Raw genomic sequence first — 18572 nt, 5'->3', positions numbered from 1 at the left:
TGTCGAGGCAAGCAGTACACAACAATGCGAGCAGGGAGGTATGCATGACTGACTATGTAACGATCGAGAAGGGCCTCGGACCGGAGGGCCGCATCGCGGTGGTGCGGTTCGACCGCGGCGACGGTATCAACGCCCTTTCGCCCGACGCGCTGCGGCAATTGACCGATGCGGCGCGCAGCTTCGAGGATGACGGCGGGACCTCGGTGGTGGTGCTGACCGGCGGCAGCAAATCGTTCAGCGCCGGCTTCGACCTCAAGGATGCCGAGGGACGTTCGCGCCAGACCATGGACATCGGCGCGCTGCGCCGGCACCTGAAACTCGGGCCGCGGCTGACGCGAGCCTGGCAGGACATGGAGCAGGTCACGATCGGCGCCATCGAAGGCTTCTGCGTCGGCGGCGGCGTGGCGCTGGCGGTGGCGCTGGATTTCCGGGTGATGGCGCGCGACGCGCATATGCGGGTGCCGGAGATCGCGCTCGGCATGAACATGAGCTGGCAAAGCGTACCGCGCATGCTGCACCTGATGGGACCGGCCCGCACCAAGCAGGCGGTGATCCTGGCCGACGACCGGATATCGGCCGACGAGGCCTGTCAATGGGGCCTGGTGGAGCAGCTGGCCGATCCCGGCAAGTCCTTCGAGGCCGCGATGGCGCTGGCGGCCAAGGTCGCCGCGCAGCCGCCGATCTCGGTCGCGATGACCAAGCTGACCGTCAACCGGCTGGCGCATGCGCTGGACGATCTCGCCAGCCACATGGACCTCGACCAGTTTGCGCTGGCGAGCCTGACCGAAGACCACAAGGAGGGCGTCGCGGCCTTCCTCGGACGGCGGCCGCCGCATTTCAGGGGGCGCTAGAGCATGATCCGGGAAAGCGCGAAGCGGTTTTCCGAAAAGATCATGCGCAAACAAGAAGCTAAAGCGAGATGACGATTCGACCTCATCGCATCTCGCTTTAGCCGATGCCGCGCTCAGCAGCCCCGGCAGATCGATCCCTTCACCAGTTTTGCGACCGCGGCGTCCTCACGGGCGATCGCGGGGTTGGTGCCAAGCGATACGCCCCGGGTAGAACTGCCGATGCCCGAGGCGGACAAGGCGGTGCCCGACGAGTTGGTTCCCGGCGTATCGACGTGAAGGGCGGCAGTCATGGCCGCGTGGTGCATTCCGCCACCTCCGCCGCGGCCGAAGCTCGCGGGCATGGTGACGGTGATGCCGACGGCGACGCAAACAATGGAGATCAGTCGGATCATGACATCCTCCGTCTGTGAGACCGACTCAAAGCTAGCGCAGATGCCGGATCATGGCCACGCACGACTGCATGAACGACCCCGGACCCACACTGTCGTATGATTGTTGCGCCAGTATCGGACAACCACAGGACGCTCCAGAAGTTGCGAGGTCGCGCGATGTTGAGAATGGTCGTTGCCTTGGGGTGGCTGCTCGGCTCGCTGGTCCCGGTCGCGCTATGGCCGACCGGTGCGTCGGCTTGGGGCTATGAGGGCCATCGCGTCGTCGGCGCGATCGCCGACCATCTGCTGAAGCCCGCCGCGAAGGCTCAGGTCGAGAGGCTCCTCAATGAGGGCGACACGCATGGCATCGACCTGCGCAAGGCCGCCCCATGGCTCGACTGCGTCAAAAGCGTCGCCCGGCACGATGACGGCCGGTTTCACTACGAGGTGGACCCCGAACATCTGGAATATGAGGTGCCCTGCACGCCGTTCAATTCGGCGCGGGAGAGGGCACGCATGGTGGACTATGTCGCGCGCAACTGGTCGACCTGCTCCTACAAGCCCGACGGCTTCGAGCGCGGTTGCCACAACACCTTCCATTTCGTCGACGTCGCGATCCAGCGCAACAGCTTCGACCGCGCCCTCCAGGGCACCAATCCGCACGATCTGGTCGCGGCGATCAGCGCTGCCATCGCGGTGCTCCAGGACCGGCCGATCCCGCCGCCGTTCCCGTTCTCGATCCGGGACAAGAAGGAAGCCCTCTTGCTGCTCGCGCACCTGATCGGCGATCTGCACCAGCCGCTGCATGTCGGCGCGGTCTATCTCGATCCCGGCGGTCAGCCGGTCGATCCTGACGCCACCCATCAGGTCGATCCGCTCACCGATACGATCGGCGGGAACGCGATCCAGGACGGCGTCGCGGTGCCATTCCAGACCATCAATCTGCACCGCGAATGGGATGACATCCCGACCGACCTCGGCGATGCCGCCACCGGTGAACTGATGGATGCTGCGAGACTGGTCCCGCCAAGCCCGGGCGCCCCGGATGGCTGGCCGGTGGCCTGGGCGACCGACACGCTGCTGGTCGCGCATGACGCCTTCAAGGGGCTCAGCTTCGGGCCGACAGTGCCGCCGGCGCAGTCCAAATGGGTCGTCGCGTTCGACAATCACATGGACTATCTGCACGCCGTCGACGCCATCAAGCGCAGGCAACTCGCCAAGGGTGGCGCAAGGCTGGCCGAACTGCTGAACGCGATCTGGCCGTGACCGATTGTCGGTCGATGGGGAGAGCGTTGTCGAGCGAAGTGGAGACCGGTTCGCGTGAAGAAAACGCGTCACGGACAAGAACCTGGAGCCCCGTTCCGATTCCGTCGGAACGGGAAAGGCTCTAACGCGGCCGCCCGGACCTTGCGCCCGCTACAGGAATCGCGCGCCGGACACGAGCCGAATGCTATTTGCTTGGAAGGACCATGCCGGCTGGCTTCGCGCCCCACATGCAGAAGCTGGTGGGCTCGAAGCCGAACTGCCGCGGCCGGTGCGTCGCCTCGTCCTCGATCTCGTCGACACCGACGGAATACTCGAAGATCATCCCGTCAGGTCCCTTGAAGTAGAGGAACCTCGCGCCCGATGTCGGATGTCTCCCCGGGCCGAACACGATCGGCACGCGCTTCTCATTGAGGAAGTAGTACGACCGAAGCACATCATCGCTGCTTCCGACTTGGTGATTGATGTGCTGGATGCCGGCGTTCGGAGCCCGCACCAGCGCGATGGTGTGGTGGATGGCGTTGACGCGCATGAGGGGGATGTCGCCGATCCGGTCGCTGACGCGGGCGTTGCAAACCTGCGTCCAGAATTGCTCGTCGCGCACCGGATCGGTCGAATTGAGCCCGATATGGCTGAACCCGGTGATCCCGGCATCGCGGCTTGCAAAGTACCGCCGTCCGCTGCGCTCGGGGCGGACGACGAGCTCGATGTGGTTTCCCGTCGGATCACGGAACCCGATGAATGCCTTGACCCTGCGCTGTTCGACCTCGTGGGCGGTGCCGGTATGAACGGCATGTCCGAGCGACTCCAGGGTTGACGCAGCGTCCTGTAGGCTTGCCTCATCCTCCACCTCGAAGCCGACAGTCTGGCTGCGTGGGTCGCCTTCCGAATAGCACAGCGTGTGGGCGCGATCGTCCGACCGAAGGTAGAGGTCCTTCCTGCCGCGTTCGCCGACTTGCAGCCCGAGGCAGGTCGTGGCGAAGCGCTCGGCGGATTCGAGGTCCGGTGAGCCAAGACGGACGTAACTCACGTCCTTGAGCTGAATCATGTCTTAGCCCTCCTGGTCGGTTGGTGGAGTCAACTCCGGTACGTCCTTGCACTCGCTGCCCCAATCGCAGAGGGACGTCGCCGTCAGCGGGAATTGCCGCGCCGGCCGCGGCCTGTCGCCGTATCTCGCCATGCCGTTGACATAGGAAAAGACCAGGCCGCCTGGTCCTTCGACGTGCAGGAAGATCTGGCGGGAAGCCGCCTGCCGACCGGGGCCCTGCAATATCCTGATCTGGTGGTCCTGCATGAAGTAGCTGTTCTGCATGATCTGATCGAGGCCCTCGACCTCGAATGCCGCGTAGAGAAGTCCGTTGCGCTTGGACGGGTGAAGCGCAACGCGGTGATGCAGATCGTCGATCCGCAAATAGGCGATGTCGCCGACCCAGTCGGAGACGTCGGCGCCGAGCAGGCGCCAAAAGGCGAGATCGCGGACGGGCTGCGTGCTGCACAGGCCGACACCGTGGAATTGCACGATGCCGGCGTCGCGGGTCGGGAAATATCGCCTGCCGCTGCGGGTCGGGCGGGTCACGAGATCGATGCGATTGCCGGATGCGTCGGTGGCGAGGAGCGCCGATTGGACGTACCGTCGGCGGCACTGCTCGGGGCTTGCGGCTATCGCGGCGAACCCTTGCGCGCGCAGCCGCTCGCCGATCTCCAGCAATGCGGCATCGTCCCAGACCTCGACGCCGATGCTGCCGCCATCTTCATCGCAGCCGAGACTCACGGTGCGATAGCGATCGTCGGAGCGGAAGGCAAATTCACCGTCGTGGGTCGGAACCGGCTGCAAGCCGAAGATCTCGGAGACGAAACGGACGCCGGCCTGCGGTTCGCCAACCGCGGCCCTGACGTAGCAGACCGACGTGATCGGCGCCGTTGCCTCCCTCGCAGTGCTCCTCATCGCAACCGTCCACGCTTTTGTTCCGCCTCGAGGAAGATCTTGATCATCCGCCGCCAGAGCCCGAACAACTGATCGAACCAGTTCGGATCGTTGTCCCAGAGCGTGCGCAGCGCCATGCCGCGGACGACGCCGAGCGTGAGCGCCACGATGTCGCCGGCGACCGCCGCCGGGACGCCGCCTGCGACCAGCGCCTCGGCCCAGGCGCCTTCGACCGGACGGCGCGCCTTACGGGAAATGTCGAGGATCTGCTTGCGGACGGCCTGGTCCGTGGAGGTCGAAAGGACGATGTCGATCGCCACCATGAAGTGCTGGCTGAAGAAGAACTCCTTGGCGTCCTCGATGACTGCCTCGACCAGATCGCGCGGCCGATTGATCGCGGCGGCGCGGCGCCGGCTGACGATCTGGGCTTGCTCGAACACATATTCGAGCGTGGCGACCACCAGGGAATCCTTGGTCGGGAAATGATGCAGCTGTGCGCCGCGCGAGACGCCGGCCTCGGCGGCGACCTCAGCCGTCCGGAACCGCGCATAGCCGCGGCGCCGGATCAGATGGGCGGCAGCCTTGAGGATGCGCAGGCGCGTCTCGGCGGTCCGTTCGGCCTGGGTGCGGCGGCGCGGCGGCGCCAGCGCTCGCCGGGCGGATTTGAGCGGCGCGGGAGCGCGATCGGGACGGGGGCCATGTCACACCTCGATCTGGACCTGCCCATCCACGACCGTGACGGGATAGGTCTTCAAGGGAATCTCGCAGGGCATGCCGGTCGGCTCGCCGGTGGTGACGTCGAAGGTTCCGAAGTGGAAGGTGCATTCGACGATCTTGCCGCTGATGATGCCTTCCTCCGCCAGCGAGGCCTCGCCATGGGTGCACATGTCCGCCGTGGCGTAGATCGTGCCGGCGATGCGGTACAGAGCGACGTTGGTGCCGTCGGGCAGCGGCGCCTGCTTGATCTCGCCTTCGACAACCTGATCGGCGGCGCAGAGGACGACTGTTTCAGCCATGGCAAACCTCACAGCATGGTGCTGCCGCCGTTGACGCTGATGACCTGTCCGGTCACGAACGACGCTTCGGCGGAAGCGAGATAGGAGACCATCGAGGCGACTTCCTCCATTTCGGCCGGCCGGCCCATCGGGATGACGCTGACGAATTTGGCGGCAAGGGCCGGGTCGCTCTTGGTGATGGCGACCATCTGCGGCGTGTTCACCGCGCAAGGCGCCACCGTATTCACGGTGATGCCGTCCTTGGCGAGCTCGCGCGCCATTCCGGTGGTGAGGCCATGCACGCCGCCCTTGGCCGCATTGTAGGCGGCATGGTCCCACAATCCGTTGCGCACGGAATCTGCGCCGAGATTGATGATACGCCCGTAGGCCTGCTGTCGCATCTGCGGCACCGCATACCAGGAGCACCACAGCACGGTCCACAGATTGCGGTCGATCGTGGTCTTCAGCGTCTGCGGGGTGTGCTCCGCAAACGGCTTGATGATGCCGCCGCCGGCATTGTTGACGAGGATGTCGAGACGGCCAAACCGGTCACTGGCGAGCTTGATGGTCTTGCCGGCGATCTCCTGATCGGCGAGGTCGCCAGACTGGGTTGCGACTTCGGTGTCGAAACGACTGGCGAGGTCGGCCGCCGCCTGATCCAGCCCGGCCTGATCGAGATCGGCCAGCACCAGCCTGGCGCCGTCGCTTGCCAGCCGCTCGGCGATCGCAAGGCCGATGCCCTTCGCGGCGCCCGTCACCACAGCGACGTTGTTCTTCAGCTTGTTGTCCACGACCGGATGTTTCCTAAAGGATGATACTGACGCGGCCCTGCGTGCGCAGGCCGTCGCTGTCGAGCAGGCAGCGCTTCTCCTTGATCCGCAGCCGGCCACCCTCGACCACCAGCCGGTAGCGGTTGCTGCCGAAATAGGTGTCCGTGACGCCGTCCTTGGTGCGGTAGGTGATGAAGGCGGCGGCGACCTCGATCTCGTCGTCGCTGCGGCCGCGGATCCGGACATTGCTGACGAGATGGCGGGTCCGCGAATGCGGGAACTCGGCATGCGCCGTGCGCTTCATCAAGCGCTTGACGCGCTCGCTGAGGCGGAAGCGGTCGTCTGCGACATAGAACAGGTTCTTGTCGGGCGAGGAGTCCGCGGGGACGTCGGTGGATGGTACGTAGTAGATCGCGTCTTCCGTGAACAGCTCGAGCCATTCGGGCAGGCGCCACTCATCGAGCAGCTCGGCCTCGGCGAACAGGAAATCCTCGACATCGGCGCGCGCGATATTCTCCATCGTCGTCTCCCTTACGCCGATGCCGCGAACACGTGCCTGTTCCAGTTCGACCAGAACGCCCGCATTTGCAGCTCGTCGTCATAGGCCGGTGTCTCCTTGCCCATGCCCTTGGAGATGTCGTTCCACTGCGCTTCGGTCGCGTTGCGGAAGCCGCGCTGGCACTGCTCGAGGGCCTCGACGTCGTCGGGCGTGGCGAAGCCGCCGGGGCCGAGGAATTCGAGGAAGTTGAACAGGCGATACTTGCGCGCCCAGTCGGTCTCTTCCTTCGGTGCGAGCGCCCAGGCGCTGACGGTCATGAAGTCGGGCGCATGCGGATAATAGGTGCGGATCGTCACCGCCATGATGTCGTTGACGACAAGGTTGGGGAATACGAACAAATTGCGGTTGTAGAGCGCGATGCGTTTGGCGCGCTCCTCGCCGTAGCGCGCGACCAGGCCCTGATAGAGCCGGTCGATCTCGCGCTTGCCGTCTTCGCCCCACATCGGGACCCACTGGGCGACCGGGCGTCCCCACGGCGCCTTGTACTCCAGCACCGCATGTCCGTTGCCGAGATCGCGCGCGGCCCCCTCGAGCGGCACCGGCGCAAGGCCGCCATTGGTGGCCTTCAGGTAGTCGAAGTAGGTCGCATGGGTGGTGAGCGCGTGATAGCCGTCGATCGAGTTCTCGGTGAGCAGCTTCCAGTTGGCGCGCATCGAATATTCCTGCGTGCCGCCGACGATGGTCATGCCCATCTCGGCCTGGTCGGCGATCACGTCGAGATATTCCTTGACCGCGCCGAGATAGCTGTCGAGCGGCTCGGCGTTGCGATCGAAACAGACGAAGCAGAAATCGCGAAACGTCTCGAACCGCGGCACAGGCTGCATGTTGGAGGTGCTGCGCTCCTTGAAATCGGGCGCGTACGAGGCTTCGCCCGGCTGGCTGCGCAGCGCGCCGTCGAGCCCGAACACCCAGCCGTGATAGAAGCACTGGAAGGACTTGGCGTTGCCGTGTTTTTCGCGGCACACCTGGGCGCCGCGGTGCGGGCAGGTGTTGAACATCGCGCGCAGGGTCCCCTTGGCGTCGCGCGCGAACAGGATGTTGCGGCCGCCGACCTGGCGGGTGACGAAGTCGCCGGGCTTCTGCAACTCCGAGGCATGGCCGAGATAGAGCCAGCATTTGTCGAAGATGCGCGTCCGCTCGGCTTCGAGAATGTCCGGATCGACGAAGGCCTGGCGCGAGACCTTGAAGATCTGCCTGGATTCGTCGACCATCAGCGCGGTGTTCATTCGCCGGAACGCGTTCATTGCAGTCCCTCCCTCGAATTCATTGTGGCTTCAACGCGGCGCGCAGGTCGTAGCGCGGTGACTCCAGATCGGCGCGCAGCGGTGTTGCGCCCGCCGCAATGATCCGGCGCAGCATGGCCATGTCCTTGGCCGCGTTCACCGATAAGGCGCCGACCAGCTCATTGCCGCGCAAGGCGATGATAGAGAACCGTCCGCCAGTCGGATCGCCGCGTGCGATGTGGTCGGCGTCGCGCATATCGCCGGTCACCTGGATGTTGAGGTCGTACTGGTCGGTCCAGAACCACGGCGGGTCGCTGTATTCCCTGGTCTCGCCGATCATGTTGGCGGCGACCGCGATCGCCTGGTTCTGGGCATTCGCCCAGGTCTCGACGCGAATGGCGCGGCCGTGACAGCGGCTCCATTGCAGGGCGGCATCGCCGGCGCAGAAGACATCGGGGACCGCGGTGCGACCGCTTGCATCCACGGCGACGCCGTCCGCGCATGGCAAGCCGAGCCGCGCGGCGAGATCGCCCGACGGGGCAACGCCGATGCCGACCAGCACCAGATCGGCGGCGATCGTCGCGCCATTGCTCAGCCGGACGGAGCCGGGAGCGCTGCCGGCGACCGTCGCGCCGAACACGAAGGTCACGCCGTGATTGCGGTGCCTCGTGGCGACGAGATCGCTGACCAGGGCAGGGAAGGCGCGCGACAGCAGCCGCTCGTCGCTTTCGATCACCGTGACACGGCAGCCGCCCTTGGCCGCGGCGCAAGCGGCTTCCAGGCCGATGACCCCGCCGCCGACGATCGCGATGCGCGAGCGTGCCTCGATGTGACGGCGGAAGCCGAGCGCATCGTCAACGTTGCGGAGATACTGGACGTCGATCTCGGCGTCCTCCAGCACGGAAAGACGCCGCGGCCGGGTGCCGGTCGCGAGCAGGAGGCGGTCGAACGCAAAGCTCCGCCCGTCCGCGGTCGACACCGTCCGGCGATCGGCATCGCAATCGATCACCGCGGCACCGGTCTCGATCCTGACATCCAGAGTCTGGGTCCAGTCGCGGGACGGCTTGATGTAGGCGACGGGCGTGTCAGACGATTGCAGCAGGGCCTTGGACAGTTGCGGGCGTTCGTAGGGGAGGTGAGGTTCCTCGCCGATCATCGTGATCGAGCCCTTGAAGCCGCGCGCCCGCATCGCTTCCGCGGCCCGTGCGCCGGCTTGTCCGGCTCCCGCGATCACGATGTCATTGATCGTTTCCGCCACGCGTCTTCCGCTCCCTGGTACGATGCTGATCGCCGCATCGATTGGATCGTGCACTAGCATACGAATACGGGATTGCATAGAAAATAAAAACAGTCCAACCTGCTTGTAAGTTGGAAAGTTGCATTCATGCCAGTGCGGTCGAGGGTGCAGCGCAAAAATCCGTCGAGGAAACGTCGTGGTCGAAGCGATCGACATCCATACCCATTTCGTTCCACAGCACATTCCGGCCGAACCGGGTCGCAATCCGCTGTGGCCGTCGGTCGAGCTGCGGGACCAATCCGCGGCCGTCATGGTCGGCGGCAAGGTGTTCCGGGTGATCGACTCCCGGAGCTGGGACCCGCGCCGCCGGCTTGACGATATGTCGCAGGATGACGTCGACGTGCAGGTGGTCTCGCCGATGCCGGAACTGCTGTCGCATTGGTTTCCGGCCGACGACGCCGATGTGCTCTGTGGTCACGTCAACGAGGGCATTGCTGCGCTCTGCGCAGGCGATCCCCGGCGCTTCATCGGCGTCGGCATGATCCCGATGCAGGATGTCGCGCGGGCCGCGCGCCGCATCGAGGACGTCAAGTCGCTGGGCCTGCGCGGAATCGAGATCGGCACGCACATCAACGGTGTGCCATTGGGCGATGCGCGACTGGACGACGTCTATGCCGCGGCGGAGCAGGCCGGACTGATGGTCATGGTTCACCCACTGCATCCGCTCGGGCTCGACCGGATGGGCGGCCGTCCCGAGCTTGCGGCCGTGGCGGCATTTCCGCTGGAGACGGCGTTTGCCGCCGTGTCGCTGATGACCCACGGCGTGCTCGAGCGATTTCCCAGGCTGCGGATCCTGCTCAGCCATGGCGGCGGCGCGCTGTCCTGGTTGCTGCCGAGGCTGTCCCACGCGCACGGACTAGGGCCTCCGCTGCATGGCCTGTTTGCGCGGGAGCCTGCCGAGATCGTGCGATCCTTCTACTACGACACCATCGTCTATGACGGCGCGGCGCTGCGCTACCTGGCGGACAAGGTCGGGACGGAACGGCTGGTGGCCGGATCGGACTACCCGTTCACGATCAAGCAGGACAAGCCGGCGCAATTCGCCGAGCAGGCCTTGTCGATTGCGCGTGCGACACTGTCCGCCAATACCAGGCGATTGCTCGGGATCGGCTAGGGAGGGGACATTGGGACGCTGTTATTCCTATCGCCAGTTCTGCTCGCTCGGCCCGCTGCCGCCGCGGACGCCGGCCCGCCCGGATCCGCAGGTGCCGAAGGATGCCAAGCTCGGCCCATGCGCGCACGGCAAGATCGGCGCGTTCTATTTCTATGCTGAAGGCTCCAGCGACGATCCCGCGTTCGGCTTCTGCGAGATCGAGCTCTCCGTCCAACGCGTGGCCGAGGGCACGACGCGGCTCGAACTCTATTGCGTGGCCGACGGCTATCAGAGCGCGCGTGGCGTCGGCGCAAGACATCCGCTGAGGATCGCGATGCTTGCCGGCGAGACCGTGTTGGGCGAGGCGAGCTGGCATTTTCCCGACGTGATTTGCGGCCACGCCGATCCCATGCATTTCGCGGTCGATATTCGGCTCGATGATGCGCTGTTCGCAAAGATCGATCGTGTCGAGCTCAGCCGGACGAGCGGCGAGTCCCTACCATGCGGCTGATTGGCGTGCCGGTCCAGCCACCTGCGACGCAAAGTCCCGAAGCAAGCGAACCGCGACCTGCGAACGGATGTTCTCATATATCGTAAGGTAGAGTACGATTAGAACAAATCGGGATTGCGGGCCGCGCGAGCCGCGGTGTGGGAACGTCAGACGCCTTTGATCTCAGGGAGACTTGATGCGGCTTCGAGCAGCGATCGTCGTGTGGCTGATTGCGATGTCGGCCTGCGTTGCCGGCTGGCAGCCCGCTTCCGCGGAGCTCTACCCGTTGCGGCGCGTCAACCTCATCGTGCCGTTCCCGGCAGGGAGCGCGACCGACGCAGTGACGCGGCGGCTGGCCGAAAGCATTCGTGTCGCGACCGGCACGACCGTGCTGGTCGAGAACAAGCCGGGCGCTGACGGTAATCTGGCGGCGCTGGCAGTTTTGAAGGCGGAGGCTGACGGCTATACCGTGTTCGTCACCACGAACTCGACGCAGGCGGCGAATGCCAGCCTGTTCAACACGATGCCCTACGATCCCGCGGCGGACTTTGCGCCGGTCGCGGGCGTCATGACCATCCCGATGATGCTCGCGGTGAAGCCCGAGTTTCCGGCAAGGACGGTCGCGGAGTTCATCGCTCTGGCGAAGTCACGGCAGAAGCCGTTGGCGTTCGGCAGTGGCAATACGTCGAGCCGGGGCGCTGCCGAACTGTTCCGCGCCAGGGCCGGGATCGAGATGCAGCATGTGCCGTATCGCGGCATGCCGCAGGCGCTGACCGATGTGCTGGCCGGTGAGATCGATTGCGTCTTCACCGATCCCGCCAGCGCGCAGGGCCTGATCGAGGACGGCAAGTTGCGGGTTCTCGCGGTGACGAGCAGCGACCGGCTGGCCGGCGCGCCCGATGTCCCGACGCTCGCGCAAGCCGGACTGCCCGGTGCGGAGATGACCGCCTGGGTCGGCGTGTTTGTCCGGGCGGGCACGGCTGCCGACGTCGTCGCAAGGCTCAGCCAACTCGTGCTGGCCTTCGTCAACGACAAGGATACGGCCGGCTATCTGCAATCCGTCGGCGCGAAACCGTTTCCTGCCGGGCCTGAGGCGCTGAAGGCCTTCGAGGAGGCCGACACGCGGCGTTGGGCGGAGATCGTCGCGATCGCCAGGATCGAGAAGAAGTAACGCGCACCGCGCTACGGCCCGCGATCGCAGTTGCCAAATAGTATAGTAGTGTACTAATTGGGTGATCCGGCCGGGATAGAGCGGCCGCGCGGAGGGACGTTGCGTGCTCTGGCGAGCAACAAATTGGAGGTTGCGACGGATGGTCTTCGGCAGACAGGGAAGCGGCCGGGTCGCCGCGCTGCTGCTTGCCGCGCTGCTCGCAGCTCCGGCGCTCGCCGCTGAGAAGAAATATGGTCCCGGCGTCAGCGACACCGAGATCAGGATCGGCAACACCTCTCCCTATAGCGGCCCGGCATCGGCCTTCAGCATGGTCGCCAAGACCGAGGAAGCGTATTTCCGCATGATCAATGCGGAGGGCGGCATCAACGGGCGGCGCATCGTCTTCGTGTCCTATGACGACGGCTACTCGCCAGCGAAGACGGTCGAGCAGACCCGGCGGCTGGTCGAGAGCGACGAGGTCCTTCTGGTCTTCAATGCACTCGGCACCGCGGCCAACTCGGCGGTCCAGAAATATCTGAACGGCAGGAAGGTGCCGCAACTGTTCGTCTCGAGCGGCGCGGCCAAGTGGAACGACCCGAAGAACTATCCATGGACGATGGGATTCACCCCGAGCTACGAGACCGAGGGCTATATCTACGCCAGACATGTGCTTCGCGAGCGGCCCGCGGCGAAGATCGCGATCCTGTTCCAGAACGACGATTTTGGAAAGGACTACCTCAAGGGAATCAAGCGGGGCCTCGGCGAAAACAGTGCCTCGATGATCGTCGCCGAAGAGGCCTTCGATGTCTCCGAGCCAACGATCGACTCCCATCTGGTGAAGCTGAAGGCGACCGGCGCTGACGTGCTGTTCGACATTGCGACCCCGAAATTTGCCGCGCAGGCGATCAGGAAGGTGGCAGAACTCGGCTGGAAGCCGCTCCACGTCCTCAGCTACACGTCGGCATCGATCGGCAGTGTCATCAAGCCGGCGGGGTTCGAGAATGCGCAGGGCCTGATCTCGGCAGCCTATTTCAAGGACCCGAACGATCCAGCCTGGCAGGACGATGCCGGTCTCAGGCAGCTCAACGGATTCCTCGACGGTTATTTTCCCGGTTCCGACCGCAGCGATACGTTGATCGTCAACGGCTACAACACGGCGCAGGCGCTCGTCTATCTGCTGAAGCAGTGCGGCGACGATCTCACGCGCGAGAACGTGATGCGCCAGGCGGCCAATCTGAAGGACGTCGAACTCGGCATGCTGCTTCCAGGCATCCGCCTGAACACGTCGCCGAGTGATTTCGCGCCGGTCAAGCAGTGGCGATTGATGCGCTTCGAGGGAACGACGTGGCACCTGTTTGGCGACGTCATGAGCGGACAGGACTAGGGAAGGAGACCACGAATGGGAGGACTATGTGCAGGCCGGGTCGCGATCGTGACCGGAGCCGGTCGCGGGCTCGGACGCGAATACGCGCTGATGCTGGCGGAGCAGGGCGCCAAGGTCGTCGTCAACGATCTCGGCAGCACGGCGGCCGGCGAAGGCGCCGACATCTCGCCCGCCCAGGAGGTCGTCAACGAGATCAGGCGTGCCGGCGGCGAGGCCATCGTGAACGGCAACGATGTCAGCGATTGGGCTGCCGCCAAGGCCATGATCGACGACGCCGTCAATACGTTCGGCCGGCTCGACGTCCTCATCAACAACGCCGGCATCCTGCGAGACCGTATGATGGTCAACATGAGCGAGGCGGAATGGGATGCCGTGATCAAGGTGCATCTGAAGGGCACGTTCGCGCCGTCGCACCATGCCGCGCAATATTGGCGGCAGCAGACCAAGGCGCGGGGCGCGCCGGTCAGCGCGCGCCTGATCAACACGTCGTCGGCCTCGGGATTGTTCGGCAATGTCGGCCAAAGCAATTACGGTGCGGCCAAGGCGGGCATCGCCGCCTTCACCGTCATCAGCGCCATGGAGCTTCGCCAGTACGGCATCACGGTGAACGCGATCGCGCCGCGCGCGCAGACCCGCATGACCGAGGGCTTGCGCGAGCGCACCGAGGAAGAGATCAGGCGGCGGGATCCGCGCTGGGTGGCGCCGATCGCGGTCTGGCTCGCCAGCGAGCAGTCCGCGGAGGTGACTGGGCGGGTATTCGAGGCCGGCGACGGGATACTGAAGGTCGCCGAGGGCTGGCATGCCGGTCCGGGGATCGATCCGGTCGAGGATCCGGCCGAACTCGGCCCTCAGGTGCTGGAGATGGTGCGGAAGGCGCGCCCCAACGCCGACATCTGGGGACGCGACATCGTCTCATGAGGTCTTGGTCTCATGAAGTCTTGGTCTCATGAGGTCTTGCCATACTCCCTCCCGGAGTAGGACTGAGACGGGCGGTTCGGCCTCAGGCCGCCGCCCGTCGCTTTTTCCGGGTCTTGGCGGGTTGAACCTCGTCCTCGTCGTCATCGGCCTTGTTGGGCACCGTACCGTCCGACATTGCGAGCAGATTGTGCTTCATCGCAAGCAGCGCCTCGGACGCGGCTTCGAGCTGCTTGCGGTCGATGCCATGGACGATCTGGGCGTTGAACTTGTCGGTCTCCTTGCGCAGTTTCTCGAGAAAGCCGCGCGCCTGCTTGGTGACATAGACGCGCTTGACGCGCCGATCGACCGGATCGGCCTGGCGGAGCACGAAGCCGGACGCTTCCAGGCGGTCGATCAAGGCGCCGACGGCGACCTTGCCGACATCGAGCTCGTTGGCGAGTTGGGTCTGGGGCAGGCCGTCCTTGCGCGAGATGAACGCCAGCACCCACCATTGCGAACGGGTGATGCCGAGCGGCGCCAGCGCACGGTCGAACATCATCCTCCTGAGTCGCGAGACGTCATGGATCAGATATCCAAGCCGAAGATCCCAATCGGGCTGATCAACCATCGATGTTTCCCTTTGCGGCCCGAGTCGGCCTAGCGGTTCACCAATACCATACACCAGCGTATTTTAAATGGAAGACCGCCGAATGGACGACTGGCGCATCGACGGCCGCGCCAAGCGATTTACAGAACAAGTACGCTAGTGTATTAATATGCCGATGTCGCGGGCCTGGCCCATTGGCCGAGCCGGCAGCAACCTGTGTCCAGGGAAGGAAGCCATCCATGTTCGATGCTGCCGTACTGAAGGGAAAGCGCATCCTGATCACCGGCGGAGGGACCGGGCTCGGCAAGGAGATGGCGGTCGGCTTCGCCGCACATGGCGCTCACGTCTACGTCTGCGGGCGACGCAAGGAGGTCCTCGACCAGGCGGCGCAAGACATCCGCACGCGATCGGGCGGGCAGGCGTCGGCATTGCTCGCCAATGTGCGGGACCCCGACAGCATCGAAGCGATGATGGACAGCATCTGGGCGGAGGGACCGCTGACCGGCCTCGTCAACAATGCCGGCGCGAATTTTCTGGCACCGACCGAAACGTTGTCGCCGCGTGGCTATGAGGCTGTCCGCTCCACGGTGATGGATGGCTCGTTCTACGCCTCGCTGGCCTGTGGCAAGCGGTGGATCGCCGCGGGTCTGCCGGGCGTCATCATCAGCAATCTCGTGACCTGGGTGTGGACCGGCTCGGCCTATGTGGTGCCGGCAGCCATGGCAAAGGCGGCGGTGCACGCCATGACCATGTCGCTTGCCGTCGAGTGGGGGCCGAAGAACATCCGCGTCAATGCCATCGCGCCAGGACCATTCCCGACGGAGGGCGCCTGGGACAAGCTCAATCCATTGGCGGAAACCGGCGTCGGCGCCACCCAGGCCGACGAGGTGCCGCTGCGGCGGTTCGGCAAGATGGACGAGCTGCGCAATCTGCTGATCTTCCTGATGTCGGATGGCTGCGGCTACATCACCGGCGACACCATCAGCATCGATGGCGGACACCATCTGGCAGCGCCGAGCACGTTCGCCGGACTCTCGAAATTGTCGACGGCTGACTGGCAGCGGGCCCGCGAGGCGATCCAGGCATCTGTGCAGAAAGAAAAGCAGGCGCGCTCGATCTGAGTATCGGCGCCCGGACGTTCGAAGGAGACAGTCGATGGGACTGGCGATAGCAACCAAGAGCTTCGAATGCAGCGTCGATGACGGGCTGGTTCATATCATCCTGAATCAGCCTGACCGGGGCAATCCGATCGACGGCGTTTTCTGTCGCGAGTTCGGCCAGGCGATCGCCGAACTGAGCGAGCGCGCCGACGCCCGTGCGATGCTGCTCTCCGCGCGCGGACGGCTGTTCAGCGTCGGCGGCGACCTGATGTCGCTGGTCAAGCAGGGCGACGCGTTACCGGGCACGATCAGGGCCTGGACCGCCGATCTTCATGTCGCGATCGCCAGGATGGTCCGCATGCGTGCCCCCGTCGTCGCGGCGGTGCATGGCAATGTCGCGGGCGGCAGCGTATCGCTGATGGCCGCGGCCGATCTCATCGTGATGGCGGAATCGGCGCGGATCTCGGCGGCATTCTCCAAGATCGGCTTCAGTCCGGACAGCGGATCGACGACCACGGTGACCCGCCGGATCGGAGTGGCGCGCGCAAGACGGTTCTTCCTGCTCGGCGAGACGCTCGATGCCGCAACCGCATTGTCGCTCGGGCTGGTCGACATCGTGGTCGCGGATGGCGCCGTGCAGGCCGAGGCCGCGCGGATCGCAAGGGAGCTCGCCGCCGGCCCGACCGAGGCATTCGGCGCCATCAAGCGGCTGTTCTCCCAGACCAGCGATCGATCATTCGAGAGCCAGCTCGAAGAGGAGGCAGTGACACTCGCTGCGATCTCGCGAACCGCCGATGCGCAGGAGGGCGTCAGGGCCTTCGTCGAAAAGCGCAAACCGGTGTTCTCAGGGAAATGAGCCGCATCGGACGCGACAATCCGGACCATTGGCAGGCAATCGTACTCTGCAATAACGTACACACATAAACAAAATAATCCGGACGCCAGAGCCGGAATACGGACACATCAGGAGAGGAACATGACCGTGGCCGCCGCGATGCGGGATACGTCTCACGCGAACTTTCGCCAAGCCGGCTATTGGCTCGACAAGACCGTCGATCAGCTTCTGACCGAAGCCGTCGCCAGAACGCCGGACAAGATCGCGATCGTCGCCGACCGCGCGGATCGCGACCAGGCGCCGCGCTTCACCTATCGGCAGGTGAACGACCTCGCCGATCGGGCGGCGAACTCGCTGCTGCGGCTCGGCGTCGGGCGCGGCGACGTCGTCACGGTGCAATTGCCGAACTGGTGGGAGTTCGTCGTCACGGCCTTCGCTTGCAGCAAGATCGGCGCGGTGATGAACCCGGTGATGCCGATCCTGCGCGAGCGCGAGCTGCTCTACATCCTGAATTTCTGCGAGGCGAAGGTCTTCATCGTGCCGCAGACCTATCGCGGGTTCGACTATGCTGCGATGGCACAGGGCATGCGTGCCGAGCTGCCGCATCTCAAGCACGTCATCGTCGCAGATGGCGGGGGCGAAAACGGCTTCGAACGGATGTTGTTGTCGTCGGAACCGTTGGCGCATGCGCAGGGCTCGGATCCGGACGACATGGCGGTGTTGATGTTCACCTCGGGCACGACAGGTGAGCCCAAGGGCGTCATGCACACCTCGAATTCGCTGATCGCTTGCTGCAAGGCGCTGTCCGGACGCTTCGGGCTGGATTGCAGCGATGTGCTGCTGGTGGCGTCCCCGGTCGGGCACATGACGGGCTATGCCGCGATCGTCCTGCTGTCGGTCTACCTCGGCGGCACGATGATCCTTCAGGATGTCTGGGAAGCCAGGCGCGGCGTCGGTCTGATGGCACGCGAGGGCGTCACCTATACCGCGGCCTCGACGCCGTTCCTCGGCGATATCTGCGAGGCCGTGAAGGCGGGCGCGCCCGAGCCGAGTAGCCTGCGCTCGTTCCTCTGTGGCGGCGCACCGATCCCGTCGGTGTTGATCGAGCGCGCAGCCGATGAGCTCGACCTGAAGGTCTGCTCGCTCTGGGGCATGACCGAGGTCCTGTCGGGCACGCTCACCGAGCCGGCGCGCGCGGCGGACAAATCGGCGAATACGGACGGACGGCCGCTGGAGGGCATGGACGTCAGGATTGCAGATGTTGATGGCGGGCCGGTGGCTGCCGGCGAGTCGGGGCGGTTGCTGGTTCGCGGCGCCCAGATGTTCAAGGGCTACTACAAGCGGCCGGAGCTGCCCACCTTCGACGGCGACGGCTGGTTCGATTCCGGCGATCTCGCCTATATGGACGAGGACGGCTACATCCGCATCTCGGGCCGGGTCAAGGATATCCTGATCCGCGGCGGAGAGAACGTGCCGGTCGTCGAAATCGAGAACCTGCTCTACAAGCATCCGGCCGTGTCCGCAGTGGCGGTGGTCGGAATTCCCGATGCGCGGTTGGGCGAGCGGGGCTGCGCCTTCATCGTTCCACGCAGCGGGAGCACGATCGACCTGACCGCCGTGCAGGCCTATCTGGGCGAGGCGAGGATGGCGAAACAGTTCTGGCCCGAACGCATCGAGCTGGTCGCCGAGTTGCCGCGCACGGCGAGCGGCAAGATCCAGAAATTCAAACTGCGCGAGATCGCGGCTGCGTTTGCAGGCTGAAG

At 65.1% G+C, this 18572-nt stretch carries 20 protein-coding genes and 1 pseudogene; 10 read left to right on the top strand and 11 right to left on the bottom strand.

Translation table 11 applies throughout. From position 1 onward, the window contains the following. The first annotated feature begins 44 nt into the window (after window positions 1–44). Complete coding sequence (locus CWS35_RS25110; protein WP_100954388.1) at window positions 45–851, top strand: enoyl-CoA hydratase/isomerase family protein; 807 nt, start codon at window positions 45–47, stop codon at window positions 849–851. A gap of 113 nt (window positions 852–964) precedes the next feature. On the opposite strand, the gene CWS35_RS25105 is transcribed toward CWS35_RS25110, so the two are convergent. After that, complete coding sequence (locus tag CWS35_RS25105) at window positions 965–1243, bottom strand: hypothetical protein (RefSeq protein WP_051404365.1); 279 nt, start codon at window positions 1241–1243, stop codon at window positions 965–967. Window positions 1244–1408: 165 nt separating this feature from the next. Between CWS35_RS25105 and CWS35_RS25100 the strand changes: the two genes are divergently transcribed. Beyond that, window positions 1409–2488: a S1/P1 nuclease gene (locus tag CWS35_RS25100; protein ID WP_100954386.1), complete on the top strand. Its 1080-nt coding sequence runs from the start codon at window positions 1409–1411 to the stop codon at window positions 2486–2488. Between the two features lie 184 nt (window positions 2489–2672). Here the strand turns inward: CWS35_RS25100 and CWS35_RS25095 are convergent, their stop codons facing one another. The 9 genes and pseudogenes from CWS35_RS25095 to CWS35_RS25055 all read right to left on the bottom strand — a co-directional run bounded on the left by CWS35_RS25095 (window position 2673) and on the right by CWS35_RS25055 (window position 9214). Further along, window positions 2673–3533 carry a VOC family protein gene (locus CWS35_RS25095; RefSeq protein WP_100954384.1) on the bottom strand — a complete coding sequence of 287 codons (861 nt, stop codon included), beginning with the start codon at window positions 3531–3533 and terminating at the stop codon, window positions 2673–2675. A gap of 3 nt (window positions 3534–3536) precedes the next feature. Further along, window positions 3537–4430 carry a VOC family protein gene (locus tag CWS35_RS25090; protein ID WP_100954382.1) on the bottom strand — a complete coding sequence of 298 codons (894 nt, stop codon included), beginning with the start codon at window positions 4428–4430 and terminating at the stop codon, window positions 3537–3539. After that, window positions 4427–4870: a hypothetical protein gene (locus CWS35_RS25085; protein ID WP_245438645.1), complete on the bottom strand. Its 444-nt coding sequence runs from the start codon at window positions 4868–4870 to the stop codon at window positions 4427–4429. The genes CWS35_RS25090 and CWS35_RS25085 overlap by 4 nt, the downstream gene beginning before the upstream one ends. A 3-nt stretch (window positions 4871–4873) precedes the next feature. Then, window positions 4874–4999, bottom strand: a pseudogene (locus CWS35_RS40685) (helix-turn-helix domain-containing protein); the annotation flags it as partial. Between the two features lie 111 nt (window positions 5000–5110). Then, the gene (locus CWS35_RS25080) at window positions 5111–5425 is read right to left on the bottom strand and encodes a non-heme iron oxygenase ferredoxin subunit (protein WP_100954378.1); all 315 of its coding nucleotides are present in this window, start codon (window positions 5423–5425) and stop codon (window positions 5111–5113) included. Between the two features lie 8 nt (window positions 5426–5433). Continuing rightward, window positions 5434–6195, bottom strand: a complete 762-nt coding sequence (locus CWS35_RS25075) for an SDR family NAD(P)-dependent oxidoreductase (protein WP_210202728.1) — start codon at window positions 6193–6195, stop codon at window positions 5434–5436. A gap of 13 nt (window positions 6196–6208) precedes the next feature. Further along, on the bottom strand, window positions 6209–6694 hold the full coding sequence (locus CWS35_RS25070; RefSeq protein ID WP_100954376.1) for an aromatic-ring-hydroxylating dioxygenase subunit beta: 486 nt from the start codon (window positions 6692–6694) through the stop codon (window positions 6209–6211). A gap of 11 nt (window positions 6695–6705) precedes the next feature. Next, the gene (locus CWS35_RS25065; RefSeq protein ID WP_210202727.1) at window positions 6706–7977 is read right to left on the bottom strand and encodes a Rieske 2Fe-2S domain-containing protein; all 1272 of its coding nucleotides are present in this window, start codon (window positions 7975–7977) and stop codon (window positions 6706–6708) included. A gap of 19 nt (window positions 7978–7996) precedes the next feature. After that, entirely contained in the window at window positions 7997–9214 is a 1218-nt protein-coding gene (locus tag CWS35_RS25055; protein WP_168226376.1) for an NAD(P)/FAD-dependent oxidoreductase, read from the bottom strand. Window positions 9215–9389: 175 nt separating this feature from the next. On the opposite strand from CWS35_RS25055, the gene CWS35_RS25050 reads away from it, so the two are divergent. From CWS35_RS25050 to CWS35_RS25030, 5 genes are all read left to right on the top strand, one after another. Further along, complete coding sequence (locus tag CWS35_RS25050; protein WP_024584155.1) at window positions 9390–10367, top strand: amidohydrolase family protein; 978 nt, start codon at window positions 9390–9392, stop codon at window positions 10365–10367. Window positions 10368–10377: 10 nt separating this feature from the next. Next, a complete protein-coding gene (locus tag CWS35_RS25045; RefSeq protein ID WP_024584154.1) occupies window positions 10378–10857 on the top strand; it encodes a hypothetical protein in 480 nt (159 codons plus the stop codon). A 175-nt stretch (window positions 10858–11032) separates the two neighbouring features. Beyond that, window positions 11033–12007 (top strand): tripartite tricarboxylate transporter substrate binding protein, encoded by a 975-nt coding sequence (locus CWS35_RS25040; RefSeq protein ID WP_024584153.1) that lies wholly within the window; start codon window positions 11033–11035, stop codon window positions 12005–12007. Window positions 12008–12146: 139 nt separating this feature from the next. Further along, window positions 12147–13370, top strand: a complete 1224-nt coding sequence (locus tag CWS35_RS25035; RefSeq protein ID WP_100954371.1) for an ABC transporter substrate-binding protein — start codon at window positions 12147–12149, stop codon at window positions 13368–13370. A 15-nt stretch (window positions 13371–13385) separates the two neighbouring features. Continuing rightward, complete coding sequence (locus tag CWS35_RS25030) at window positions 13386–14288, top strand: SDR family oxidoreductase (protein ID WP_024584151.1); 903 nt, start codon at window positions 13386–13388, stop codon at window positions 14286–14288. A gap of 82 nt (window positions 14289–14370) precedes the next feature. Here the strand turns inward: CWS35_RS25030 and CWS35_RS25025 are convergent, their stop codons facing one another. After that, window positions 14371–14895: a MarR family winged helix-turn-helix transcriptional regulator gene (locus CWS35_RS25025; protein WP_024584150.1), complete on the bottom strand. Its 525-nt coding sequence runs from the start codon at window positions 14893–14895 to the stop codon at window positions 14371–14373. Window positions 14896–15113: 218 nt separating this feature from the next. Between CWS35_RS25025 and CWS35_RS25020 the strand changes: the two genes are divergently transcribed. The 3 genes from CWS35_RS25020 to CWS35_RS25010 all read left to right on the top strand — a co-directional run bounded on the left by CWS35_RS25020 (window position 15114) and on the right by CWS35_RS25010 (window position 18570). Continuing rightward, a complete protein-coding gene (locus CWS35_RS25020; protein ID WP_024584149.1) occupies window positions 15114–15995 on the top strand; it encodes an SDR family oxidoreductase in 882 nt (293 codons plus the stop codon). A 34-nt stretch (window positions 15996–16029) separates the two neighbouring features. Next, on the top strand, window positions 16030–16830 hold the full coding sequence (locus CWS35_RS25015; RefSeq protein ID WP_100954369.1) for an enoyl-CoA hydratase/isomerase family protein: 801 nt from the start codon (window positions 16030–16032) through the stop codon (window positions 16828–16830). Between the two features lie 120 nt (window positions 16831–16950). Further along, entirely contained in the window at window positions 16951–18570 is a 1620-nt protein-coding gene (locus CWS35_RS25010) for an AMP-binding protein (RefSeq protein WP_100954367.1), read from the top strand. Window positions 18571–18572 lie beyond the last annotated feature (2 nt).

This window comes from Bradyrhizobium sp. SK17, assembly GCF_002831585.1.
GTDB lineage: Bacteria > Pseudomonadota > Alphaproteobacteria > Rhizobiales > Xanthobacteraceae > Bradyrhizobium.
This window is presented reverse-complemented; position numbering and strand designations above follow the sequence as displayed.